The organism is Pseudomonas sp. GGS8 (assembly GCF_024168645.1).
GTDB lineage: Bacteria > Pseudomonadota > Gammaproteobacteria > Pseudomonadales > Pseudomonadaceae > Aquipseudomonas.
Map to the genome: position 1 here is coordinate 810547 of NZ_JALJWF010000001.1, position 25043 is coordinate 835589.

The window sequence follows — 25043 nt, forward strand, 5'->3', positions numbered from 1 at the left end:
TCCGTGACCTCGAATCGGGTCGACTCGTCTAGCAAATTGTCTGTGCCAAATCTATTGCGAGTGAATCGCGGTATACAGCGCAGGTTCGAGCCGTTAACGTAAAGCAAAGCCGTTTATAGAGGAAGGACTCGTGGAACACTCGCTCTTAGTTTGGTTGTTGCCGACTCTTGCCCTGGTTGTGGGTGTCGCCATTGGATTCCTGATCGCTCGCCTGGTGCCGAATGCCGCTCCGAGCAGCACGCAACGTCAGCTGGATGATATTCAGGAACGTTTTGACAAGTATCAGAACGAAGTGGTCACCCACTTCAACAGCACTGCAACACTGGTCAAGAAACTGACTCAGAGCTACCAGGAAGTGCAGGATCATCTCGCCGAGGGCGCCAACCGCCTGGCCCTGGACGAGCAGACTCGCCAACGCTTGCTGGCTGCCCTGCACGCCGATGCGGGGCAGGCTCCACGGGAGCGCCTGACGCCGCCGCGCGATCAGGAGCCTCCTCGCGATTACGCCCCCAAAGCCCCGAACGCGCCGGGTATGCTCGATGAGCATTACGGCCTGAAGAAGTAATCAGGTCTCGCGCGACACAAAAAGCCCTCGGACGAGTGATTGTCCGGGGGCTTTTTTTATTCTGAAGTTTTCATCGCCTGAACAAGCGGCACAAAAAATGCCCGATCCTTTAAGGATCGGGCATTTTCATTTCAAGGAGAGGTCAGCCTCTTATGGGTACTGCTGCACAGTGCCTTGCTGTTGCTGACCGCCATACTGCTGGCCCGGAATCGCCTTCAGGTTGACCTCGACGCGGCGGTTCTGTGCCCGGCCATTGGTATCACCGTTGCTGGCAATCGGGTTATCCGGCCCGGCACCACGTGCCGACAGGTTGGCGCCGCTGACACCTTGGGAGGTCAGGTAAGTCGCTACGCTCTGCGCACGACGCTGGGACAGGTCCATGTTGTGCTGGCGGCTGCCGGTGCTGTCGGTGTAGCCGACGATTTCGATCTGGTTCTGGTTGAACTCCTTGAGCGAGCCCGCCAGATTGTTCAGCGGCTGATAGAAGCTCGACGCGATGTTCGCCGAATCGGTAGCGAAGGTGATGTTACCCGGCATGATCAGCTTGATCTGATCGCCCTGACGCTGCACTTCAACCCCGGTATTGGCCATGCTGGCCCGCAGCTTTTTCTCCTGCTGGTCGGCGTAGTAACCGTAACCGGCGGCGGAAGCGCCCACCACGGCGGCACCAATCAGCGCGCCCTTGCCACGGTTATCGTGACTGATGGCAGCACCGGCCAGCGCACCGGCCAGGGCGCCGAGGCCACCGTATTTGGCGGTATTGCTCATGCCCGTGGAGCTGCCATCGGCCTGACCCTGGTTGTCATAAGGGTTCGGCGATGCACAACCGGACAACAGAGCCACTGCAGTAGCGACAACAATCAAACGACGCGAGGTGAACATGGAGGAGCTCCTACTTTTTTTGCATTCTGTGGTGCAACGGACTTAAGCAATGAACCTTTGCGGGCGTTGGATCACTGGCAACGACAAAAATTCCGTCAGTGCCATTCAAGCTCGCACGAAGGGGTTACCGCGCATTTCATCGCCCAGACAGGTGTCCGGACCATGCCCGGCCACCACGGTTGCCTCTTCATCGAGGGTATACAACCGCTGCTTGATCGACCGCACGAGCGTCGCCTGATCGCCGCCCCACAAATCCGTGCGTCCTACCCCGCGCTTGAACAGCGTGTCACCGGCAATCAGCAGCTTAGCTTCAGAAAACCAAAAGCTCATGGAACCCGGTGTATGACCCGGCGTGTGCAACGCCACACCACAACCGCAAGCCAGCTCTTCTTCATCGTCCAACCAGCGATCCGGCGATGGCACCGGGGTGTAAGGCACGCCGAACATCTGGCACTGCATTTCCAGGTTGTCCCAGAGAAATTGATCTTCTTTGTGCAGGTGCAGCGTCGCACCGGTTTTCTCCTTCAACTGGCCGGAGGCCAGGAAGTGATCGAGGTGCGCGTGGGTGTGGATGATGCTGACTACCTTCAGGCCCAAGGCGTCGAGCCGCGCCAGGATCAGCTCGTGATTGCCGCCCGGGTCGACGACGATGGCTTTTTTGGTGATGGGGTCGCCGATGATTGTGCAGTTGCACTGGAGGGGGCCGACGGGGAAGGTTTCGCGGATGAGGGTGGGTTGCTGAGACATCGGGCACGCTCGGAAAACAGGAATGGCCAATTCTGGCACAAAATCGCATTAATCCATTTACACCTATTCGCATCGTAAAAATGCGTTACCCCAACATCCCCAATTCCTTCGCTCGCGCCACCGCCTGGGTCCTGCGCTCAACCCCAAGCTTACTGTTGATATGGCTGGCATGGGTTTTAACGGTATGCAGCGAAATGAACAACTGGTCGCTGATTTCCTGATTCGAACACCCCTGCGCGATAAGTCGCAGGACAGCCAACTCACGCGTACTGAGTTGTTCGGCAGCGGGCAATAACTCCACCACCAGACGGGAGGCCATCGCAGGAAGTTTTTCCGAGAGGCTCTGCGCAACGGCCGTCGGTGCACAGAGTTGAAGTTGCCCACGCAGCCAGTCCGGGTGCTCGGCCAGTAATCGGTCAAACGGTTGCAGGGCACCTCCGGTGGCCGCTTCCAAAGCCTGGGCCAGCGCCTTGCGGGCTTCGGCCTCGCGTCCGCCCGCCAACAACAACGTAACGCTCTGATTCAGCGCCATCACGCTGAGCATCTGCCGACCGCTGCGCTGACCGTGTTCATGCAGTGCATTCAGGCGCCCTTCGGCGAGCATGGGCTGGCCCTTCATCATGTCCAGTGCGGCCTGTTGCAACTCAATGTGCAGCGGTAGTTGTGGATGGAATTCCGGGGGGGCCGCCGGGTGCTCGCCGTTGTAGGTCTGCCCCAATCGCGCGAGCCACGCTTCGGCTAGATCGATACGACCCTGGATCAGCCAGAGTTCACATTTGACCAGGGTAATCATCGCCAGATAGTAAATCGGTGGGACGTCCCAGATGTGCATCAGACGCTCGGCCTCGGCAAGTTCGGCGAAGGCCTTCGCGAATTCGCCGCTATTGCCCTCCAGCCGGGCAATCACGCAGTGACCGATCAATACGCTGATGTCGCGACAGGCCCGGGCTTCGCCCAACCCCGCTTGCAAACGTGCCCGTGCGGCCTGGGGTTGCAAGCGCAGCGCCAGCAAAAAACCCTCGTACAAGATCAGGCGCGCGCGCACCGCATAAAGCCGTTGTGGGGATAAACCTTGCAGGCGTTGCAGCCCCTGACGGACTTCATCCAGTGAACGCAGGATCTCCCCTCGCGCCTGTAATACCCGGGCGCGGTCGTAATGAGCCAAGGCCTCGAACAACGGATTGCCGACCCGTTGTGCCAGCTCAAGGGAATCACGATTCAACCCCCGTGCACGCCACAGGTCGCCATCGGCAATCGCCAGACTGGACAATGTCGACAGGCACATCAGGCGCTGTCCATACCGTTTGGCCGGCAGGCTCTCCAGCGCTTCGCTGCAGTACAGCAACGTCAACTCACGATTGCCTCGCCCCCGGGCAATGATCCCGCTCAGGGCCAGCCATTGCGCCAGCATGGATTTTTGCGCAGTAGCCGACGGCGCCGGCAGGAAGCGGCTCAGGTGACTGGCCAACTCCTCGGCGGCGTCCAGTTGACAGGCTAGCCCCAACGCCCAGCTGTAGAGCACGATCAGCCGAGGCGTGCTGATTAACAAGCTATCGGGCAAGTCCATTTTCCAGCGCAGCAACATGCCGACGTTCTGCTCAGCCAGCAGTTGCTCTTCAGAAAGGTTTTGCACCAAATTTGCCGCGACATCCAGGTGCCCGGCGCGCAACGCCTGCTCCACCGCCTCATCGAGTAGACCCTGGGCGTTGAACCAGCGGCAGGCGCGCAGATGCAAACTGGCCGTCGGCACCATCGCCTGGGCGGTGGGCCGGCTGCGCAGCAGGTCGGAAAAAAGGTGGTGATAGCGATACCAGTGACCGTGTTCGTCCAACGGCACCAGAAACACTTGATGCGCCAGCAGGAAACGCAGGATCTCGGCGCTGTCATGGGCCTCGCGCACGGCGTCACACAGCTCGCTGCAAAAGCGCTCCTGAGGCGCGGTGTCGTACAGAAATGACTGCACCTCGGCGGGTAGGCAATCGATGACTTCTTCGAGCAGGTAATCGCGAATCAGCCCTTCCCCACCGTACAGCGACTGAGGCAATGCCCCCTCGCGGCCCACCTCGGAGGCCGCCAGCAGCCAGAAACGCAGCCCTGCCACCCAGCCTTCGCTGCGCTGGATCAAATTCTCCAGCGCCTCGCCACGCAATGAAATGCTGTGTCGATCAAGCAGGCTCAGGGCTTCATCATGGGTCAACCGAAGATCCTGCTCATGCAACTCAAGCAGTTGCCGCGACAGCCGCAGGCGCGCCAGATGCCAGTCCGGACGTTGCCGGCTGGTGACCATGACCAGCAGGCCATCGGGTAAATGATTGAGGAAAAACTGCAAACAACGATCAAGCACCGGGCCCTGGGCCAGATGATAGTCATCAAGTACCAACAGCAGCGGCGTGTTGGGTGAGAGGTGCACGGCCAGCTCATCGAGCAAACCGTCCAGCCATTCTTCAAAGGCGAACGGTTGATGGCGTTGACGCATCTTCAGCAGCCCCAACGCCTGACTGCCCAGTTGTGGAAAGTAGTCTCGAAGACCTTCGAGCAGGCGCTCAAGAAAACGGCCGGGATCACTGTCCCGCAGACTCAAGCCCAACCACAGGCTTTGCCAGTGATCCGGCAACCCCTGACAAAACTCCACCGCCAATGAACTCTTGCCGAACCCTGCCGGTGCGCTGACCAGCAACAGCCTGCCACCGAGACCTGCACCCAAGCGCTCGCACAGACGCGGCCGCAGCACATGGCCGGCGGGCAGCGGAGGCCGGAAAAAGCGCCCGTCCAGTGCCGCGACGGCAACGCTTGCAGGGTCCGGAAGTGGGGACAGATCAGTCATGGCCGGCTCTTGTTCGAAAGGCTGATGGCGGCGTTGCAGATGTCCGCAGCCTAGCGGTAAACGAAGAGCTATTGAAGGTTATTGCTACAAATGGCTACAAAAAGACTACAACCAAAGATGTCGGTAAACCGGACAGCCACACCGGACGACGCTCTTTATGAACATCCAAAAAAATGCCCCGAACCAGTCGGGGCGTTTTTTCGAGGATGCGGCCTCGGGGTTACAACGTTTTAGCGAACGCCTTCCTGACGCAACGCGGCCGGGGTGAAGTCGGCGGTGCCGGCGGTGAAACCGAAGTTATACGCCGACTTCTCTTCGTTCTTCATGCCCAACGCCAGGTAGCGGCCCGATTGCAGGTCGTACAGGGTTTCGAGGGCGTACCACGGCACTTGCTTATCGTAGTAGTTCTCGGCGTGAGCCTCGGCGACACGCCACAGTTGCCCGCGACCGTCGTAGTGGTCGACCACCGCCGCCTGCCAGGTGTCTTCGTCGATGTAGAAGTCACGTTTGGCGTAGATGTGACGCTGACCTTCCTTCAGGGTCGCGACCACATGCCAGACCCGACGCAGTTCATAGCGAGCCAGGTCCTGGTTGATGTGGCCGGCCTTGATGATGTCAGCGTACTTCAGTTGTGGCGAATCGAGCTTGTAGCTGTCGGAGGCGATGTACATCTCTTTCTTGCCTTCGAGCTTCCAGTCATAGCGATCCGGCGCACCGTTGTACATGTCCAGGTTGTCGGAGGTACGCAGGCCATCGGCAGCGGTACCTGGCCCGTCATAGGACACTTGCGGCGCACGACGCACACGGCGTTGCCCGGCGTTGTAGACCCACGCCGAACGCGGCTCTTTAACCTGGTCGAGGGTTTCATGCACCAGCAGCACGCCACCGGCCAGACGAGCCGGCGCGGTCACTTTCTGCTTGAAGTAGAACAGAATGTTGCCCGGGTTCTTCGGATCGTAATCCTTCATCTTGTCGCGGAACACGAACTGGTCCTCGAAGTACACCAGGCTGAACGAGCCGTTCGGCTGCGGCGTGGCCTGGGTTATCAGACGGGTCACACTGCCGCCGCGATAACGGGTGATATGGTTCCAGATGACTTCAACGCCACTTTTCGGAATCGGGAACGGGATCGCGGTTTCGAAGTTCTCCAGACCATTACCACCGGACACCAGATTAGTGTTGGTAGCGTTCTTCTTGATGGAGGCAAACACCTCATCCGGCACGGTGGCGCCGCGATGGGACGGATAGACCGGCATCTTGAAGGTTTCCGGGTAGCGCTTGAACATCGCGTACTGGCCCGGCGCGAGCTTGTCCTTGTACTGGTCGACGTTCTGCGCGGTGATGGTGAACAGCGGTTTTTCACTCGCGTACGGATCAGACAGAAAACCCTTGCTGTCCACGCTACCGGCGTTTTTCGGCATGGGTTTCCAGGCCGGGATCGAACCGTCGGCGTTGCCCGCCATCTCGGCGCCCATCGGGGTCAGGCTCTTGCCCAGCTTGTCCGCTTCGGCCGCAGGGACCGCCGCCATGACACCGGTCGCCAACAGCGAAAGCCCCAGAACACCAACGTGGAACAGACTCTTTGTTAGTTTCATAAATGTGTTCGTCCTGAAAATGCAGTGCTTAGAAGTTCACGCCGAAGCTGAGCGCAACGAAGTCACGGTCATCTACGGTGGTGTACTTGCCGTCGAAGAAGTTGGTGTACGCCAGGCTCGCGGTGTAGGTGTTCTGGTATTCGGCATCGAGCCCCAGGCTTACCGCTTTACGACCTTCCTCGAAGTTGCCGCCAGGGCCAGGCGAATAACCGCTCACGTCGTGGGACCAGGCCACGTTTGGTTTGAGGTTCACACCGGCGAATACGTCGGGGTATTCCCAAATGGCCCGGGCGCGATAACCCCACGAAGTGGCCGTAGTGAAGCCGTCGTCGTTGCAATTGCGGCTGCGGTTGTTGGTAGCGGCACCTGCGCCGGCACCATTGATGGTGCTGGTGTTGAGGATCGCCGAGCAGGTATCAAGGCCACCGGTGGACGGCAGTTCGCCAGGCCCATAGACCGGGTCACGGCCATAGCGGACGTCAGAGGTGCTTTCCAGGCCGCCCACATGGGTCACGCCCACTTCGCCCACCAGGGTCAGACGATTGGCGCCCATGACCTGATCGAAGAAGTGCGTCAGGGTGGTCTGGAACTGGGTGATTTCCTTGCGGCGATAGCCGTGCAAGTCCTGACCCGGCACACCATTAAGCAGCGAAGCATTGGTCAGAGCGCCGCCCAATGGACGCACGCCGGCGAACAGAATGTCGGTGGAGTTGAGCTGCACCGGCGCGTTCGGACGGTAGCTGATCTCGCCGCTCCACGCCGTACCGGTAGGCAACGTGGTGGAGAAGCTCAAGCCATACAGGCGGATGTCTTCCGGGTACTCGACGAAGTAGTTCGAGTTACCCGCGACCACCAACGGCGCCAGAGCCCGAAGCGCCCCCGGCAAGGCCGCTGCCTGCGCATAGGCCGATGCTGGAGCCCCCGTAGCGCTGAAAATCGGCGCACGGCTGTGGTAGTTCATGAAGTAGGCGCCGAACTCGGTATCCAGCGGATCGAACATGTATTTGAGAGACGCGCCCCACTGGCCGCTGTCCCGTGCATCGCGATCCGGGCCACGACGCACCAGCACACCTTCGTCGTTAACGTCGACGCCCAGCCTGGTCAATGTAGGCAGGGCGGCGGCCGGAACGGTCGAACGCTTGTTCAACACGCGCAGGTTGTTGTCGCAACCGTCGGCAATGATGTCGGGCTGGGAGAAGAAGGTGCCGCAGTTATCGACGACGGTCTGGTCCCATTCCAGCTGATAGAAGGCTTCGGCCGACAGCGTGTCGGTGAGGCTCTGGGACACGTAGAACATGTTGACCGGGATCAGACCTTCCTTGACCTCGGCGCCGGGGCGACGGAACGCGGAGACATCGATCGGGTTGATCGAGTTGATGCCGCCGCCGATGAAAGTACTTTCACCCCAGCTCACAACCTGCTTGCCCAGACGCACGGAGCCCGGCTGATCGGCAATGGCGTAGTTGTGGTAGACGAAGGCGTCGAGGATCTCGCCGCCGGAGGACTTGGCGCCTTCCTTGCGGTTGTTGTCGCTGATGTCCTTGAACTCGCGGCTTTCATCCTTGAGTTCGAAGTCGTACCAGTATTTGCCCCGGACGAAGACGCCAGTGTCGCCGTATTTCAATTCAAGGTCATGGATACCCTTGAAGATCTTCGAGAAAGTTTCGCCTCTCTTGAAGTTGGCGTGACCGTCATCGGACGTCTGGGACAGGCCACGGCCCCCGTTATTGACGCCGATGAGGTTTTTGTTGGGACTCTGAGTAGACCAACTGGCTCCGATCGACAGGGATGAGTCGAATTGACCTTCGATTTCACCGACGTTGAAACTGACGCCGAATGCAGGCCCGGCGAGCGAAGAAGCAAGACTGACCGCCAGGGGCAGTTTCGCCCGGCGCCAGAACTGGTTTACTGATGTCATCGACGCTACTCCATGTGCATTATTGTTATGGCTGAGTACTTTTAAAAACGCTGTGGGTGACCGGAAGCCAGGCGGTCCGAAGTCACTCCAAAGTTGCATCGCCCCTTTTAGTACGTGAGCTCCGTTCTTAAAAATCCGTGAGCGGACTATAGCCAGCAGGTAGTAGTGCTTGATCCCTCTAAAGTGTGATTTGCAACTGCGGGCCACTCTGGAACAGTCCTTTCGCCAGTCCGACACATGTCGGCACGGCAAGGATGGCTGAAAATTCGAATTTAACAAGCCAAGCGCTTGCTTGGTGGCTCTGGCGCGCCCTTTCGGGCACGCCAGATGACGCTTAAAGCGTCGAGAGGAAGGTGCTGTTGTTAGCTTGCCATTCGGTGATGTCGACGCGAATACGCTTCTTGTCGAGCTTGCCGACGCTGGTCTTGGGAATTTCAGTAACAATGGCGATCTGGCTCGGGATAGCCCACTTGCTCAGGTGCCCCTGTTCAACGAACGGCTTGAGGTGCTCCTTGAGTTCCCTGGCCCCGATCTGATGCCCTTCGCGAACCACCAGCAGCGCAAACGGGCGCTCGCCCCACTGCGGATCGGCGATACCCACTACTGCTACCTCGCGTACCGCAGGGTGGCGACTGATCAGGTCTTCCAGGTCCAGAGAAGAGATCCACTCGCCCCCCGTCTTGATCACATCCTTGATCCGGTCACGGATGTCGATCACGCCCATGCTGTCCAGGGTTGCCACGTCGCCGGTGTGCAGCCAGCCCCCGGCCCAGAGTTCGGCGCCTTTTTGCGGCTCGTTGAAGTAACCCTCGGTGAGCCACGGCGCACGCAGTACCAGTTCGCCCTGGGTTTCGCCATCGGCAGGCAGGAAGTTGCCGTCGGTGTCGATGATTGCCGCCTCAACCAACGGCCCCGGTACACCAGCCTTGATCCGGTAGGTGGTGCGTTCGTCTTCAGTGCCGGCCATCAGCTCATCGTTGAGGTGGGCGCAGGATACCAATGGCCCGGTTTCCGACATGCCGTAAGCGGCGGTCAATTGGATGCCCTTGGCCTTGGCGGCGTCGTACAGCGCATGGTTGAGCGCACTGCCGCCGATGACGATTTTCCAGCCACCGAAATCGACGTTTTGCGCCGCCTTGGAGTTGAGGATCATTTGCAGAATGGTCGGTACACAGTGGGAAAAGCTCACCTTCTCCTTGCGCCACAGCTCCACCAGATACTCGGGGTCATAACGGCCCGGATAGACTTGCTTGAGCCCGAGCATGGTCGCCACATACGGCAAGCCCCAGGCGTGCACATGGAACATCGGGGTGATCGGCATATACACGTCGTTGGTGCCCAACAGCCGCACGCTGTCGATGGCGCCCATGATGGTCGACACGCCCATGGTATGCAGCACCAGTTGCCGGTGGGTGAAATACACGCCTTTGGGGTTACCGGTGGTGCCGGTGGTGTAGAACGTAGTGGCCACCGAGTTTTCGTCGAAGTCCTGGAAGTCGTACTGCGGGCTCGCCGCGGCCAGCAGTTGCTCGTACTCGCCGACAAGGTTCGGCAGCTCGGCGGTCTTTTCCGGCAAGTCGGTCAGCAGCAGGGTTTTCTCCACCGTGGTCAGGTGCCCGGCAATCGCCTTGTACAAACCGACGAACTCACTGTTGACCAGCACAAAGCGGTCCTCGGCGTGGTTCATGGTGTAGAGAATCTGTTCCGGCGACAGGCGCACGTTGATGGTGTGGATCACCGCGCCGATCATCGGGATGGCAAACATGCACTCCAGGTAGCGATGGCTGTCCCAGTCCATCACCGCCACGGTGTCCCCGGCCTTCACGCCGGCCTCTGTCAGCACATTGGCCAGCCGCGCGACCCGCTCGATCAGGGTCGGATAGCTATAGCGCAACTGATCGCGGTAGATGATCTCGCGAGTTTTTTCGTAACGGGCGCCGGACATCAGCAGCCGTTTAATCAACAGCGGATACCGGTAAGCGCCCTCGGCTGGAGGAATAACGCGAGTCTGCAACATAAGAGTCCCTTTTTGACTGCACAGTCTTGGCTGCTAAAGCTAAGCACTCTAGTGGCCTTGAACGCCAGTCAAATCAGCCAAAGGTATGATTTGCAGAGCCGTACAAATGCTAGCTTTGCGCCATTACTTGCAGGAATTCATCGCCGTTACACCGCTTTTCCTACGGCCGCCTCGGATGGTGTCCGAGGGAAAACCACTGCTGCCACGAAGGTCAACGCCGCAAAACCCGCCAATATCAGGTAAAGGCCTACAAAACCTTGGCGCGGTTCGACGAACGAAATCAGCGGAATGGCGCTAGCACTGGCACCGAATGATAAACAGTAACGCAGCGCGAAGACTCGGGACTGCCATTGCGGCGCGACGAAGTTGGCGACCATCGCATCATTCACCGTGACCTGGCCAAACACCACGAACATGAACGCCGCGCCCAGCGCTATCACGGCCCAACCGTCGACATAGGCCAACCCGAACAACAGCGGCGCCTGGCACAGCGTCAACACCATAAACGGCCATTTCAGACTGAAATGATGCAAGACCCGACCGATGCTCAACTGCGCCGCGGCGCCGAAGGCATACGCCAGGCTGACCACGACGCCAAGAGTTTGCGGTGAAGCGAACAAATCGTGCAGGCGCTCCTGAAACAGTTTCGGATAGGTCATGGTCGTGGCGTTGAACACCACACCGCCGGTCGCGGTGGCCAAGGCCAGTACGCCGAACACCATGAACATGGAAATCCGCTGGCCAGCCACACCTTTGAGCGGCATGTGCGCACGCTTCGGGATCGGTTCTTCGCGCACCTGAAACGCGAAACCGATGCCCAGCACAATCGCTACCACGCCGGGCAAAATGAATGCCGAACGCCAGCCGAACTGCGCCACCAGCAACCCGGTGATCAGCGCCGAAAATGCCACGCCGAGGTTGCCCCACATACCGTTGATACCGATTTCCCGACCGCGATGCTGCGCGTAAGCCACCAGCATCGCGGTGCCTACCGGGTGATAGATCGCGGCGAAAATCCCGATCAGCGTCAGGCCGAGTACCAGCATCGGTGCACTGCTGCTCACGCCGGTAAAGATTGCCGAGGCGCCAATGCCGAAAAAAAACACCAGCATCATTTTCCGTCGGCTCCAGTGATCCCCTAGCCAACCGGCCGGCAGCGAACAGGCGCCAAAGGCAATGAAACCGCCGAGGGACAGGCCGATCAGCGTGGCGTAGTCCAGCGCGAAGGCCTGGGTCATGCCGAGAATGGCGGCGGGAAAAATCAGCATGAACATGTGATCGATCACATGGGCTGCGTTGATGTAGCGGAGGACATTTCTAGTCTGGTTCATCGCGGCACGCTTACGTTGTAGTGAGCGGCTTATGCTAAGTTGGCGAAAAAGAGCATTCCTGACAACAAAGTCATTGGATCTGACATGTTAATCAGCCATTTCCTGCACGGGCCGGTCAGCGCCTATCCGCGAGATTACGTGGACGGCGCTCACCAGGAGCTGCATCAACACCGCGAAGCGCAGTTGCTGTACGCCGTTTGCGGCACCATGCGAGTGGTCACGGAGCAAGGTGCCTGGGTCATTCCACCGACCCGAGCCGTATGGATTCCGCCATTGGTGGCACATGAGATTTTCATGTCGGGCGCGGTGCGCATGCGTTCGCTGTTCATTGCCCCCGAACTGTCGCCGTCAACTCTGCAACAGTGCTGTGTGCTGGCCGTCACACCGCTGCTGCGCGAGCTGATCCTGCGCGCAGTGCAAGGTCCGCGACACGCGGAAAACTCATTGATTCAGAAGCTGATGCTGGAAGAGATCGCCAGCCTGGAAAACCTTCCGCTACACATTCCAATGCCCGAAGATCGGCGCCTGCTGGGCATCTGCCTGGCGCTGATGCGCGCACCGGAGCATTCCAACACCCTGGAAGACTGGGCACAGCAGGTCGGCGCCAGTTCTCGAACCTTGGCGCGGCTGTTCCAGCAACAACTGAAGATGAACTTCAATGCCTGGCGCCAGCAACTGCGCCTGATGGAAGCCCTGCCGCGCCTGCTCGCCGGGGAAAGCGTGCAGAGCGTGGCGCGCGATCTGGGCTACGGCAGTGCTCGGGCGTTCAGCGCGATGTTTCGCCGTTTGCTCGGGGAAAACCCTCGGGAATACCTGAACGCGCTGAACAAATTGAGCGCGCTCAATCCCCCATAGACACTCAGCGCGATCAATGCATCTCGGTGAACGCGAGTTTCACGCCGATGGCGATCAGCACCGCGCCCATGGTCCGGTCGAACCAGTGGCCCATACGGGCGAAACCGGCACGCACGCGCTGTTGACTGAACAACATCGCCACCAGGCAAAACCAGACCGCCGTCGCTGCTGCCAGATAGATCCCGTAACCGGCCTGTACCGCCAGTGGCGTGTGCGGGTTGATCACCACAGTGAACAGCGACAGGAAGAACAGCGTGGCTTTCGGGTTCAGGCCATTGGTCACGAACCCTGAAGTGAAGGCACCCCGCGCGGTGCGTTCGCCGGCTTCCTGGTGCAGATCGTCGGCCGCAGGTGAGGCCGGTTGCGCACGCAGAGCCTTATAGCCGATGTACAGCAGGTACGCGGCAGCGGCCCATTTCAAGGCGTTGAACAGCACGATCGACTGAGACACGATCAGCCCGATCCCCAGCAGCGAATAGCCGACGTGCAGGAAAATCGCTGAGCCGACACCCAATGCCGTCCAGGTGCCGGCGCGGCGCCCGTGGGTCACGCTCTCACGCACCACCACGGCGAAGTCCGGGCCGGGGCTGGCGACAGCCAGCAGGTGAATCAGGGCAACGGTCAAGAATTCTGTCCAGTACATGGGGGCTCCTTTTGGGCAGGTCGATCAATAAAAATCTTCGAGGCAAACCTCACCTTTTTGCCACGTTTCGTATCTGTGGCGAGGGAGCTTGCTCCCGCTCGGCTGCGAAGCAGCCGCAAACCGGATAACGCGGTATGCCTGACAATACTCGGTCGCCTGAGTTAGGGCCGCTGCGCAGCCCAGCGGGAGCAAGCTCCCTCGCCACAGGTTTTGTGCCAGACCAGGCAGTACATTCATCTGGTAGGCTCGGCAGATTACGCCCTCAGTTCAATGCACAAAAGGTACAGTTGATGACGAACTCTCGCCGCGCCGTTTTCCTTGACCATCCGTCTCTGGACCTCGGCGATCTCGACCTCAGTCCGTTGCGCAACTGCTTCAGCGACTTGCAACTGTTCGCCCAGACCACGCCTGCGCAAGTGATCGAACGCCTCAAAGGCGCCACTGTCGCCATCACCAATAAAATCCTGATTGATGCGGCGGCCATGGCGGCCAGCCCCGAGTTGAAGCTGATCCTGATCACCGCCACCGGCACCAACAACGTCGACCTGGCCGCCGCCCGCGCCCATGGGATCACCGTTTGCAATTGCCAGGGTTACGGCACGCCGTCAGTGGCTCAACACACGATCATGTTGTTGCTGAACCTGGCGACGCGCCTGGGCGACTATCAAAAAGCCGTCGCCGAAGGTCGCTGGCAGCAGGCGAAACAGTTCTGCCTGCTGGATTACCCGATCGTCGAACTCGAAGGTAAAACCCTCGGCCTGCTCGGCCACGGTGAACTGGGCAGTGCCGTGGCACGGTTGGCCGAAGCGTTCGGCATGCGCGTCTTGTTGGGGCAGATTCCGGGCCGCCCTGCCCGCCCGGATCGTTTGCCTCTGGGTGAACTGCTGCCGCAAATCGACGCCCTGACCCTGCACTGCCCGCTTAACGAACACACCCGCCACTTCATCGGCGCCCGTGAACTGGCCTCGATGAAGCCCGGTGCTTTCGTGGTCAACACCGCGCGCGGTGGCTTGATTGACGAGCAGGCCTTGGCCGACGCCCTGCGCAACGGTCAGCTGGGTGGCGCGGCCACCGACGTGTTGAGCGTCGAACCACCGAGCGCGGGCAACCCGCTGTTGGCCCGGGACATTCCACGGCTGATCGTCACCCCGCACAATGCCTGGGGCAGTCGCGAGGCGCGGCAGCGAATCGTTGGGCAGTTGACGGAAAACGCTCAGGCTTACTTCAGCGGTAAAGCGCTACGGGTCGTCAGTTGATAAACTGCGGCACTTTTTTTCAAGGAGCAGAGTATGGATCCGCGCAGTGAAGTACTGCTTCGTCAGGCCGAGTTGTTCCAGGGTTCGGTGCTGCTGGCCGGTTTGCCCGCCGACGACTTGCTGGGTCGCCTGCCTGGTGCCCACGGCTGGTGCTGGCACGCCGGCGATCAAGCAGCACTGGACGCCCGTTTCGCCGAGCGCAGCCATTTTGGCGTGAATGCCCCCGAACGCGAATTCGACGCCGCCGTGGTGTTTCTGCCCAAGTCCAAAGACCTGACCGACTATATCCTCAACGCCCTCGCCTCTCGTCTGGCCGGGCGTGAGTTGTACCTGGTCGGCGAAAAACGCAGCGGCATCGAAGGCGCAGCCAAGCAGCTGACCCCCTTCGGCAAACCACGCAAGCTCGACAGCGCACGGCATTGCCAGCTCTGGCAGGTCACCGTGGCCAATGCGCCAGAAGCCAAATCGCTGGAAAGCCTGGCCCAGACCTATGAACTGCCATTGGCCGAAGGGCCGTTGACAGTCATCAGCCTGCCGGGCGTGTTCAGCCACGGTCGACTGGATCGCGGCAGCGCCCTACTGTTGGAACATCTGGACAAACTGCCCAGCGGCCACTTGCTGGACTTCGGTTGCGGCGCAGGCGTGTTGGGGGCTGCGGTCAAACGGCGTTATCCGCACAATCAGGTCACTCTGCTCGATGTCGACGCGTTTGCCGCTGCCAGCAGTCGCCTGACCCTGGCCGCCAACGGTCTGGAAGCAGAGGTGATGACCGGTGACGGCATCGATGCCGCGCCCATGGGTTTGAGCGCGATTCTGAGCAATCCACCGTTCCATGTCGGTGTACACACCGACTACTTCGCTACAGAGAACCTGCTGCGAAAAGCGGCCAAACATCTGAAAAATGGCGGTGAACTACGCCTGGTAGCGAACAGCTTCCTGAAGTATCAGCCGCTGATCGAAGAGCACCTGGGCGTATGTGCAATCAAGGCTGAAGGACAGGGTTTCCGAATCTACCGGGCCAAGCGCGGCTGAAAACACTTTTGAAAAACAGGGCTTGCCCTGGAACGACGAGGATCCTGTGGGAGCGTGGCTTGCCCGCGAAGAACGATGACGCGTAAGGCCTGAAAAACCGCGGTGTTTTCTTCGCGGGCAAGCCCGCTCCCACAGGTTCTGCGGATTAACTACCGACATTGGGGCTTGCCCAATCGGATTTGCCTAGGCAGAATCCGCTCCGTCCTAGGGGAGTAGTCTCCCACGAGCGCCATGCTCGTCCGGCATACGTCAACATACTTGGTCCTCAGACCATGGCGTATGCGACCCAAGCGTCCGCACCAGACGGATCGCAGGGTTTGACAAGACCTATGACACGAACACCTTACCCGGGGCGGGAAGGCTGTACGTGTCATAGCCGTGTCGACCCGCCCCTTAGGAAAACCCTGATGATGCTGGACTCTCTACTCGTTCCCACCGCAATCGTTGCCTTGGCCGAAATCGGCGACAAGACGCAACTGCTCGCGCTCATTCTCGCGGCACGCTTTCGCAAACCCTGGCCGATCATTGCCGGCATCGTCGCCGCGACTCTGGCCAACCACGCGGCGGCCGGTGCGGTAGGCGCCTGGTTTGGCAGTTTCTTCTCAAATGCGACGCTGCACTGGATCCTCGCTGCGAGCTTCACCGCCACCGCGCTGTGGACCCTGGTGCCGGACAAGATGGACGAAGACGAAGCCAGCACCGCCCGCAAGTTCGGACCGTTCCTGACCACGCTGATTGCATTCTTTCTCGCAGAGATGGGCGACAAGACTCAGGTCGCGACCGTGATGCTTGCCGCGCAATACCCGGATCTGTGGCTGGTGATCCTCGGCACCACCGCCGGGATGTTGATTGCCAACGTGCCGGTGGTACTGGCGGGTAACTTTGCGGCGGACAAACTGCCCTTGACCCTGATCCGTCGCCTGGCGGCGTCGGCGTTCTTCATTCTGGCGATTGTCGCGGTGTACAAGGCGATGCAGAGCAGTGGGTGGGTTTGACGCGGTAGGTCGTTAGACCGCGTCATCGTTCTTCGCGGGCAAGTCGGATCGCCCGCGAAGGCGTCAGCGGTATCAACCCATATCTATCAGGATTTCCGTGCCTTCTCGTACAACGGCATCACTTTCGGAATCGCCGCCTGCAACGAAGCAATCCGACTGGCCGACGCCGGGTGCGTGCTCAAGAACTCCGGCGGTGCGCCTTCCGAGGCTTTGCTCATTTTGTTCCACAGAGTGATCGCCGCGTTCGGGTTGTAACCGGCGCGGGCGGCCAGTTCGAGGCCGATCAAGTCGGCTTCGTTTTCGTTCTCGCGACTGTTGGGCAACGTCATGCCGTATTTGGCCACGGTGTCTGCCAGGGCCAGGCTGTCCTGCCCCAGACCGAGCAACGCACCGGCGCCCTGCTTGGCCATTTCGATACCGTAAGCCTTGGACATTGCTTCGCGACCGTGCTCGCGCAAGGCGTGAGCGATTTCATGGCCGATGATGGCGGCGATTTCGTCGTCAGTGAGTTGCAGGGTGTCGATCAGCCCGGTGTAGAAAATGATCTTGCCGCCAGGTCCGCAGGAGGCATTCAGCTCGTCGCTCTTGATCAGGTTCACTTCCCATTGCCACTGGGCCGAATCCGGACGGAACACGGGTGCCTGGGCAATCAACCGATTGGAGATCGCCTGGACGCGCTTCGCGTCGTTACTGGATTTGTCCAGCACGCCTTTGGTGCTCGCCTCCCCGATAGTCTGTTGATAAGACTGGGCGTACATCTGGTTGACCTCGGAGGTCGACAACATACTGAACATGTATTGCTTGCGTTCAACACCCACGGCGCCACCGTTGGTGGTGTTGACCGACTGACAACCGGCGAGCAGCAGGCCTGCGCTCAGTGCACACAATACCAATGTCTTATTCATCAAAAAGCTCCCTGGAAACATGCCGCGTATCCTAGGTGGGGATTTGTATCAGCGCCAGATACAACGGACGTGTAGCACGCACATTTCAGACAAAACCCCGATCCCCGTAGGAAAAAATTCACACAACAGCGCCCGCCCCGGTCGATCACGGTCAGCAATGATTCATTTACGACATCCAGCACTCTAAAACAGCCATTTCATCACTCCTCGCTCATGCCCCTCAGGCCCCATGCCGATACAGCTCTGCAGACGTCCTCTTGCGTGCGGAGCACCCATGAAATTCAAGTCGATCCAGTTTTCCGTTGCCGCCCTGGCCGGGGCCATTGTGCTCAGCGTTGTCGCAGCCCTGGTGCTGTACACGCTGTTTTCCGGCGCCCGGACCCAAGACATGGTCCAGCAACGGACTCAGGCGCAGTTCGAGCAAGTCATCGAACAGCGCCTGACGTCGCTGGCTCAGACCCAGGTCAGCCAAATCCAGCGCGAACTCGAAGCGCCGCTGCTGATTGCCGGCGGGCTGGTGCGGGTCAACGCATTGATCGGCACGCCGGGCATCGACGGTCAACCGCAACTGAGCCTGAGTCGCGAGCAGCTGATCAGCCTGATCAAGGAAAACGTCGCCCGGAACCCGAAAATTCTCGGCACCTACATCGGTTGGGAAAAAAACGCCCTCGACCACAACGATGCGGCCTACGTCGACACCAAAGTGGTCGGCATCGACGCCAGCAACGGGCGCTTCCTGCCGTGGTGGTTCCGCAACGAAGACGGCAGCCTGGGCCTGGACAAACTGGTGGACGTCGACGACCAGAAAACCCTGTCCACCGGTGTGCGCGCCAGCGAGTACTACCTGTGCTCGAAAGAAACCAAAAAAGCCTGCGTGATCGATCCGGCGCCCTACAAGGTCGGCGACAAGATCGTCATGCTCGCGTCCTTCATTGAACCGATCATGCTCAACGGCGCTTTCCAGGGCATCGTCGGCGCCGACCTGTCGGTGAACTTCATCCAGGAAATGCTCCTGGGGGCGAACCAAAAACTGTACAGCGGCGCCGGGGAAATGGCCCTGATTGGCGGCAATAGCCGGATCGTCGCCTACACCAAAGACCCGAGCAAATTCGGCGAAAAGGTCAGTGACATCCTCGACAGCAAGCAGATTGCCAACATGGCCAATCTCAAGCGCGGCGAAGTCACTTACACCGTCGACAAGGCCCAGGGCCGGATCGAGTTGTACCTGCCCTTCGGCATCGGCCAGACCGACGCCCGCTGGACCTTAATGCTGCAACTGCCGCTGAACGCGGTGATGGCCGACCTGCAAAAACTTCAGGGTGACCTGAACGCACAGCGCAAGTCCGACACGTTTGGCATGGCCATGGTCGGCCTGCTGATCGCCGGCATTGGCTTGTTGGTGATCTGGCTGGTGGGGCACGGCATTGCCCGGCCGCTGAAGCAGATGGTGACCATGCTCGATGACATCGCCCAGGGCGAAGGCGACCTGACCCGCCGCCTGACCAGCGACCGCAGCGACGAACTGGGCTCGATCGCCAAGGGCTTCAACACCTTCCTGGCCAAGTTGCAGGCGATGATTACTCAAGTGGTGACATCGGTGCAGAGCGTCAGCGATTCGTCGGAACACACTGCCGACATCGCCATTCGCACCAACATCGGTGTGCACAAACAAATGGCCGAGATCGATCAGGTCGCCACCGCCGTACACGAGATGACCGCCACCGCCCAGGACGTGGCGCGCAACGCCACCCAGGCCGCGCAAGCCGCCAGCCATGCGGATCAGGCGGCGGCACAGGGCATGCAAATCGTCCGGGATACGTCGAATTCGATTGGTGTTCTGGCAGTGGAAATCGGTAAGGCCGTCGGCGTGGTGCAGACCCTGGCCAAGGACAGCGAGAACATCAACGCGATCCTGACCGCTATTCGCGGCATCGCCGAGCAGACCAACCTGCTGGCCTTGAACGCGGCCATCGAAGCAGCGCGCGCCGGTGAACAGGGTCGGGGTTTTGCGGTGGTGGCCGATGAAGTGCGCAACCTGGCGCAGAAAACCCAGAAGGCCACGGAAGAAATCCAGACCATGATCCAGCAACTGCAACAAGGCACCCGCGATGTGGTGCGGGTCATGGAAGACAGTCAGAACCGCACCGACGAAAGCGTGCAGCACGCGGCGAAAGCGGCCCAAGCGCTGGAAACCATTACCCAGGCGGTATCGGTGATCAACGACATGAACACCCAGATCGCCAGCGCCGCCGAGGAACAGAGCGCGGTGGCCGACGACATCAACCGCAACGTGATCAATATCGGGCAAGTGGCCAATGAAGTGGCCGGTGGCGCGGATGAATCGAGCGCGGCGAGTGCGGATTTGACCAAGTTGGCGGAACAGCAGCGGCGGTTGATCAATCAGTTCAAGGTTTGATCATAGGGCCCCATCGCGGGCAAGCCCAGACAACTCATCAGCCGGGGGTCAAACACTCCGGCCCATTAAGCTTCGGATCATTCACCATGTTCGCCAGCACCCGCTCACGCAACGCCGCGGGTTCGCTGGCCAGCAGCGCCTGCAAGGCATGCAATGGGGTTTCAGGGTTGAGCCAGGCTTCCTGCCCCGCCGCATCGAGAATCAACGGCCGACGCTGACTCGAAGCAGGCTGGGTGATCACCGCCGTGCTCAGCCACACCTGCTCCTGCACCGGATACGCCTCCCAGATCGCCGCGAAAAACAGCGTCGAACCCTCCCCCGGGGTCAGCCAGTACGGACGTTTGCGTGTGGTGCCGCGCCATTCGTAAAAACCATTGGCTGGCAGCAGGCAGCGACGCAAGCGCAAGGCTTCGCGAAACATCGGCTGCTCGGCAACGGTTTCGGCGCGGGCATGGGCTGGCGTGCGGGACAGGTCGGTCAGCCACGGCGGCGTCAGGCCCCAGCGGGCGCGGGCCAACGCTCGCTGGCCGTCGACTCCGGCACGCAGCATCAACACCGAATCATTGGGAGAAATATTCCACTGGGCCTGCTGATCGGCGGGAAAACCGGGCAGGGCCGCGAAGGCGGGGTTCCAGCGAAACAGGGCATAACGTCCACACATGGGGCAATACGACTCTTGATCAAACGAACGTCAGCCTAACAGACCAGCGTGCCGGGAAAGCTGTCCGGCTCATCGCCGGACAGCGGCAGCGCGGCATTGTACGCGGTGATCAGCTCACGAGCGTATTGCGCCTGGTCGTTATCAACCGATAAACCCAGCAGGCCGAACATCGGCAATTCCCCGGTGCCACCGATCAAGTCCCGGCCCACCAGATGCGCCTCGATGCCCTCGCTGGCCAGCATGCTCTGCAGCAATTCGCCTTCCATCAGGTTTTCCGGCTCGTAGATTCGCTGCATGGGTGACCCCTTTCATTCATTTTCGCTATGAACTTCGAGTAACCATTCCTGACCGTCGGTTTGCAGAACAAATGTAATCGGACGACAACACACCGGACAATCTTCGATATAGGTCTGATCGCCACCGGACAAGTCCAGAACCGCCTCGGACTCTTCACCGCAATACGGGCATTCATAGCGCTCGGTTTCCAGCATCGCGGTCTCCCAGGTGACTTGTGCGTATAATCGCCGGTCTATTTGCAGGGCTATTTTCGTCTGACTACCTTTCAGACCATGCCCCGTTGGTTTTCGATCAAAACCTTTACTTACCCTAGCCGTTTCTAACAAGAGAGCATGATGGGCGAATTCGATGCCATCCGACCTTACGACGACAGCGAAGTCCCAGCGGTGCTGGCACGGCTGCTCTGCGACAAGGCGTTTCTAGATATCCTCACCCACTTCCGCTTCCCGCGATTTGCCGGTGCCTTCGGCTGGATGCTCAAACCTCTTATAGCGCATCGGCTGCGTCGTGAGTTCGCCGGCGTCACGTCGGTGGCCACCTTGCAGGACAAAGTCGAGTTTTACGTCGACCACACCATCGAGCGCGCTACGGACGGGGTGACCTACACTGGCGTGGAGCAATTCAAGTCCGGCAGCGCCTACCTGTTCATCGCCAACCACCGCGACATCGTGATGGACCCGGCCTTCGTCAACTACGCCGTGTACCACGCTGGCTTGCCGACCCCGCGCATCGCCATTGGCGACAACCTGCTGCAAAAGCCTTTTGTCAGCGACCTGATGCGCCTGAACAAGAGCTTTATCGTGCACCGTTCGATCACCGGTCGTCGCGAGAAAATGGCGGCATATCAATTGTTGTCGGCCTACATCAATCACTCGATCCGCAACGATTGCGCCTCGATCTGGATTGCTCAGGCTGAAGGCCGGGCCAAGGACGGCGACGACCGCACCGAATCGGCGATCCTCAAGATGTTCCACATGAGCCGCAAGGACGAGCCGTTCGGCGAAGTCATCCGCTCGCTGAATCTTACCCCGGTGTCGATCAGCTACGAATACGACCCCTGCGACCAGGCCAAGGCCCGCGAGCTATATATTCGCGCCACCACCGGCAGCTACACCAAGGCACCGGGCGAGGATGACGTGAGCATCGCCAAGGGCATCACCGGTTACAAGGGCCGGGTTCATGTGAACTTCGCCGCGCCGATCACCGAACTGTTCGAAGACACCAAGCAATTGGCGATCGAAATGGACAAGCAGATCCTTGGTGGTTACCGGTTGTTCCCGGTGCACTACCTGGCGTATGCACAGTGGAAAGACGCCGACCCGCAATTGCAGGTGCCAAAAGCGGCCGAGCTGTTTGCGGCTGATGAACTGGCCAAGGCTCAGGAAGAATGGCAGCGTCGGCTGGAGGCTTGCCCTGAGGAACATCGTCCGTTCCTGGTGCTGCAATATGCGACGCCAGTGCGTAATCAGTATCGGGTCAAGGCCGGATTGCCGCTGTAGGGTAATGGCTGGATACGACAACGGCGCCCTGTGGCGAGGGGGCTTGCCCCCGTTCGGCTGCGCAGCCGCCGTAAAGTCGGTGGTCGTGATCTGAAAGAACAGCGATTGCAGATTCTGGGGCTGCTTCGCAGCCCAACGGGGGCAAGCCCCCTCGCCACAGGGGCTTGTGTCAGATGTTCAGACGCGAGTACTGACCCACGACACCAGTAACGCCATCCCGAGGCAGACAAAACCGAAGCGGTAGAAAAACCGGTTCATGCGCAAGGTCGCCCAATCGAGCGTTGGCTCTTCGCTGGGTCGACTCTGGCGCTGGGCTTCGATACTGGCCAATGCACGTTGTTCACGACGACGGGTGGCGTGCAGCAACCAGCCGCCCGGGCAGGCAAACGCCAAAGCCAGCAGGTTGATCAATTTGGCAGGATGAGCGGTAAAGAGCGAAATCAATTGCAGCGACATCACAAACCTCAGGCAAACCGGTGTAACAGACGCCGGGACCGACGACCACGGCGCGGATTCTACCGAAAGCGCCCTGACCTGCCCCCCCTTTCCGACAAATAACGAAACCATTTAGCCGATTATTGTCCTGTGTCACGGCGCCGTCATCTGAATCCGCCAGTCTGTTGCCCCTCGAAACCGACACGGACCGCGTCATGCTCCACGCCGAAAACCAGGACCGCCTCTACCTCATTGCCCAAAGCGACGAACAACAAACCTTAGTCGGCAGCCTCGCCTTCAACGTTCAGGACCGCCACTGGCTGGTGTATTGCGCGTTGGGCGGGCATCAACATGCGGATTTGCCGGAGACGGATTTGCTGACAGGAGTGAGTGTTCTGGACTTCTATTCGGAAGCGGCTTGATTCCTTTGTAGGAGCGAGGCTTGCCCGCGAAGGCATTCTCACATTCAACATGGATGTCACCTGACACACCGCCATCGCGAGCAGGCTCGCTCCCACAATTGAATCGTGTGCATCTGCGAGGGATTGGTCGGTTGTCAGGCCGTCTTCGCGGGCAAGCCTCGCTTCTACAGGTGAATCTGCGGACACAAAAAAACCCGGCGCCATCACTGACACCGGGTTCTTTAAACAAGCCGCAAACCGTTACTCGGCAAGCACCTGACCAATCGTCGGGTCCTTGAACAAGCGGGTCAACGCATCGCTCAACACATCACTGACCAGCTTGGTATTGGTTTCCTGATTCGGCGCCATGCCAAAACGCTGATCCAGCGACGCGCCGTAGCGACCGCTGTAACGACGGTTGGCATTCTGCACATCCGAACGGAACGTCGCGCCAATCGTTGCTTCAGTCACATACAAACCTTCTTTAGGCGACTGATACTTAAGCTCGGCCAGGGTCACCGTCAATTGCGGTGCATTCAGCGCATTGGCCGTCGGCGTGAAGCCCAGCAACCGCACGGCGGCCTCAGCCTGGGCTTGCAGCTTCGGCAGAATCTGCGCGCCCTGCACCGTGATCGCACTGGTCTCCGGGTACAGACCGCCACGGGTCCCCAGGGTTGGCGACGGACGACCGTCCACCACACGCACCACCACCGGCTGACCATGGCCGACCGGCGCCAGCTGAGCCGTCAGCTTGGGTTCCGGGCTCAGTTGTTGCGGGCTGTGGGCGCAGCCGACGAGGGTCAAACTGGTCACAGTGATCAAACCGAACAACAGGCGTTGCAACATGCTCTTCTCTCCAGAATCAGGCACTAACAGTGCCTGCAGTATAGCGGTGCGCCACTGCGGCGAACTAGCTTCGCGCAATGATTACTGAAATCTCTGACAAACCCGGCACAGCGCGGTTCCTGTCACACTTTTGTCACCGCCCGGACACGCGCACGTCATCGCCCGCTGGCAACCTTCACGGCAGCTATCCACACGGTACTTTGCCATGCGTTTTCTCATCTCGATGTTCGCGCCACGCCCGCTACACCGCAGCTTCGCCCTGCTCGACCGTAATGGCCACTGCCAGGCATTCAAGCAGTGCAGCCTCCAGCCCATGGGTGATGGCTGGGTCGAAATCGAAGAAATCCGCCTCAACTGGCTGCACCAGCCCCTGCCCGCCAGCGCCCGTGTCAGCCAGCACCCGCCACGTGCACGCGCGCAACAACTGCTGGCCACCTGACCGGGCACCTAATAAAAGTCATTAAACACGACCATTTCCCTGCGTTTCTTCGTTACAATCTCCCCCCGATTATAAGGACGTCTCCTGATCGGGCCTCGCAGCATCGTTCAATGCCTCGGTATTGACACCCCGCACCGCCCACAGAGAGCCGCCCACACAGATCGAGTGAAGCTGGTGCGCTTGCTGTTTCTCAAGCAAAACCCCCACTTTTCGCGAATCTGCAGAGCTGTCATTACGCTCGGTTACTGAGCTGTTTGCCCGTTTTGCCTGTCATGTATCCCATGGCGGCAATCCATCCGGGCGCGGTGCCAGGCTGGGACAGCCCTTTTTTGAGGTTCACGTCTTCAAAAGAGCGTGAAAAAAACGGGTTTTCACAACTTCACAAGAGTGTGGCGAGCAAATGAATAGTTTTGCGTCTGAACATGCACCATTAGCGTCTACAACAGCCCAACGACACAGGACCGAGTACGCCTCGAATACCGGG

At 59.8% G+C, this 25043-nt stretch carries 23 protein-coding genes and 1 riboswitch; of the genes, 9 read left to right on the forward strand and 14 right to left on the reverse strand.

Annotated elements, in window-relative coordinates:
* Positions 1 to 130: 130 nt before the first annotated feature.
* On the forward strand, positions 131 to 565 hold the full coding sequence (locus tag J3D54_RS03585) for a DUF1043 family protein (RefSeq protein WP_253416717.1): 435 nt from the start codon (positions 131 to 133) through the stop codon (positions 563 to 565).
* A 150-nt stretch (positions 566 to 715) separates the two neighbouring features.
* Here J3D54_RS03585 and J3D54_RS03590 read toward each other — a convergent pair whose 3' ends face one another.
* From J3D54_RS03590 to J3D54_RS03620, 7 genes are all read right to left on the reverse strand, one after another.
* On the reverse strand, positions 716 to 1447 hold the full coding sequence (locus tag J3D54_RS03590) for an OmpA family protein (RefSeq protein WP_253416718.1): 732 nt from the start codon (positions 1445 to 1447) through the stop codon (positions 716 to 718).
* A 105-nt stretch (positions 1448 to 1552) separates the two neighbouring features.
* Entirely contained in the window at positions 1553 to 2194 is a 642-nt protein-coding gene (locus tag J3D54_RS03595) for an MBL fold metallo-hydrolase (RefSeq protein ID WP_253416719.1), read from the reverse strand.
* An 85-nt stretch (positions 2195 to 2279) separates the two neighbouring features.
* Positions 2280 to 5018 (reverse strand): LuxR C-terminal-related transcriptional regulator, encoded by a 2739-nt coding sequence (locus J3D54_RS03600; RefSeq protein ID WP_253416720.1) that lies wholly within the window; start codon positions 5016 to 5018, stop codon positions 2280 to 2282.
* 230 nt (positions 5019 to 5248) lie between these two features.
* Complete coding sequence (locus J3D54_RS03605) at positions 5249 to 6613, reverse strand: DUF1329 domain-containing protein (RefSeq protein ID WP_253416721.1); 1365 nt, start codon at positions 6611 to 6613, stop codon at positions 5249 to 5251.
* Between the two features lie 28 nt (positions 6614 to 6641).
* Positions 6642 to 8531: a DUF1302 domain-containing protein gene (locus tag J3D54_RS03610; protein WP_253416722.1), complete on the reverse strand. Its 1890-nt coding sequence runs from the start codon at positions 8529 to 8531 to the stop codon at positions 6642 to 6644.
* Positions 8532 to 8865: 334 nt separating this feature from the next.
* Positions 8866 to 10548 (reverse strand): fatty acid--CoA ligase, encoded by a 1683-nt coding sequence (locus J3D54_RS03615; protein ID WP_253416723.1) that lies wholly within the window; start codon positions 10546 to 10548, stop codon positions 8866 to 8868.
* Positions 10549 to 10694: 146 nt separating this feature from the next.
* Entirely contained in the window at positions 10695 to 11879 is a 1185-nt protein-coding gene (locus J3D54_RS03620) for an MFS transporter (RefSeq protein WP_253416724.1), read from the reverse strand.
* 84 nt (positions 11880 to 11963) lie between these two features.
* On the opposite strand from J3D54_RS03620, the gene J3D54_RS03625 reads away from it, so the two are divergent.
* Positions 11964 to 12734 carry a helix-turn-helix domain-containing protein gene (locus J3D54_RS03625; RefSeq protein ID WP_253416725.1) on the forward strand — a complete coding sequence of 257 codons (771 nt, stop codon included), beginning with the start codon at positions 11964 to 11966 and terminating at the stop codon, positions 12732 to 12734.
* A 13-nt stretch (positions 12735 to 12747) separates the two neighbouring features.
* Here J3D54_RS03625 and J3D54_RS03630 read toward each other — a convergent pair whose 3' ends face one another.
* Complete coding sequence (locus tag J3D54_RS03630; protein ID WP_253416726.1) at positions 12748 to 13377, reverse strand: LysE family translocator; 630 nt, start codon at positions 13375 to 13377, stop codon at positions 12748 to 12750.
* A 290-nt stretch (positions 13378 to 13667) separates the two neighbouring features.
* Between J3D54_RS03630 and J3D54_RS03635 the strand changes: the two genes are divergently transcribed.
* The 3 genes from J3D54_RS03635 (at position 13668) to J3D54_RS03645 (ending at position 16660) form a co-directional block, all read left to right on the forward strand.
* The gene (locus J3D54_RS03635; protein WP_253416727.1) at positions 13668 to 14633 is read left to right on the forward strand and encodes a 2-hydroxyacid dehydrogenase; all 966 of its coding nucleotides are present in this window, start codon (positions 13668 to 13670) and stop codon (positions 14631 to 14633) included.
* Positions 14634 to 14666: 33 nt separating this feature from the next.
* On the forward strand, positions 14667 to 15665 hold the full coding sequence (locus tag J3D54_RS03640) for a class I SAM-dependent methyltransferase (RefSeq protein WP_253416728.1): 999 nt from the start codon (positions 14667 to 14669) through the stop codon (positions 15663 to 15665).
* A 195-nt stretch (positions 15666 to 15860) separates the two neighbouring features.
* A riboswitch (yybP-ykoY riboswitch) is annotated at positions 15861 to 15983 on the forward strand.
* A 92-nt stretch (positions 15984 to 16075) separates the two neighbouring features.
* Positions 16076 to 16660, forward strand: coding sequence for a TMEM165/GDT1 family protein (locus J3D54_RS03645; RefSeq protein ID WP_253426491.1), 585 nt, complete (start codon positions 16076 to 16078; stop codon positions 16658 to 16660).
* A gap of 86 nt (positions 16661 to 16746) precedes the next feature.
* Here J3D54_RS03645 and J3D54_RS03650 read toward each other — a convergent pair whose 3' ends face one another.
* Positions 16747 to 17565 (reverse strand): M48 family metallopeptidase, encoded by an 819-nt coding sequence (locus J3D54_RS03650; protein WP_253416729.1) that lies wholly within the window; start codon positions 17563 to 17565, stop codon positions 16747 to 16749.
* A gap of 274 nt (positions 17566 to 17839) precedes the next feature.
* Between J3D54_RS03650 and J3D54_RS03655 the strand changes: the two genes are divergently transcribed.
* A complete protein-coding gene (locus J3D54_RS03655; RefSeq protein ID WP_253416730.1) occupies positions 17840 to 19981 on the forward strand; it encodes a methyl-accepting chemotaxis protein in 2142 nt (713 codons plus the stop codon).
* A 37-nt stretch (positions 19982 to 20018) separates the two neighbouring features.
* Here J3D54_RS03655 and J3D54_RS03660 read toward each other — a convergent pair whose 3' ends face one another.
* Genes J3D54_RS03660 through J3D54_RS03670 form a run of 3 tightly spaced genes read right to left on the reverse strand, consistent with a single transcriptional unit; the run spans position 20019 to position 21133 of the window.
* Positions 20019 to 20642, reverse strand: a complete 624-nt coding sequence (locus J3D54_RS03660) for an SOS response-associated peptidase (protein ID WP_253416731.1) — start codon at positions 20640 to 20642, stop codon at positions 20019 to 20021.
* Positions 20643 to 20677: 35 nt separating this feature from the next.
* The gene (locus tag J3D54_RS03665) at positions 20678 to 20938 is read right to left on the reverse strand and encodes a DUF2007 domain-containing protein (RefSeq protein ID WP_253416732.1); all 261 of its coding nucleotides are present in this window, start codon (positions 20936 to 20938) and stop codon (positions 20678 to 20680) included.
* Positions 20939 to 20950: 12 nt separating this feature from the next.
* On the reverse strand, positions 20951 to 21133 hold the full coding sequence (locus J3D54_RS03670) for a CPXCG motif-containing cysteine-rich protein (RefSeq protein WP_253416733.1): 183 nt from the start codon (positions 21131 to 21133) through the stop codon (positions 20951 to 20953).
* 138 nt (positions 21134 to 21271) lie between these two features.
* Here J3D54_RS03670 and J3D54_RS03675 point away from each other — a divergent pair, with 138 nt between their 5' ends.
* Positions 21272 to 22438 (forward strand): 1-acyl-sn-glycerol-3-phosphate acyltransferase, encoded by a 1167-nt coding sequence (locus tag J3D54_RS03675; RefSeq protein ID WP_253416734.1) that lies wholly within the window; start codon positions 21272 to 21274, stop codon positions 22436 to 22438.
* A gap of 177 nt (positions 22439 to 22615) precedes the next feature.
* On the opposite strand, the gene J3D54_RS03680 is transcribed toward J3D54_RS03675, so the two are convergent.
* Positions 22616 to 22894, reverse strand: coding sequence for a hypothetical protein (locus J3D54_RS03680; RefSeq protein ID WP_253416735.1), 279 nt, complete (start codon positions 22892 to 22894; stop codon positions 22616 to 22618).
* Between the two features lie 194 nt (positions 22895 to 23088).
* Between J3D54_RS03680 and J3D54_RS03685 the strand changes: the two genes are divergently transcribed.
* On the forward strand, positions 23089 to 23295 hold the full coding sequence (locus tag J3D54_RS03685; protein WP_007939788.1) for a hypothetical protein: 207 nt from the start codon (positions 23089 to 23091) through the stop codon (positions 23293 to 23295).
* A gap of 240 nt (positions 23296 to 23535) precedes the next feature.
* On the opposite strand, the gene J3D54_RS03690 is transcribed toward J3D54_RS03685, so the two are convergent.
* The gene (locus J3D54_RS03690) at positions 23536 to 24120 is read right to left on the reverse strand and encodes a YajG family lipoprotein (protein WP_253416736.1); all 585 of its coding nucleotides are present in this window, start codon (positions 24118 to 24120) and stop codon (positions 23536 to 23538) included.
* 205 nt (positions 24121 to 24325) lie between these two features.
* On the opposite strand from J3D54_RS03690, the gene J3D54_RS03695 reads away from it, so the two are divergent.
* A complete protein-coding gene (locus tag J3D54_RS03695) occupies positions 24326 to 24559 on the forward strand; it encodes a hypothetical protein (RefSeq protein ID WP_253416737.1) in 234 nt (77 codons plus the stop codon).
* The last annotated feature ends 484 nt before the right edge of the window (positions 24560 to 25043 follow it).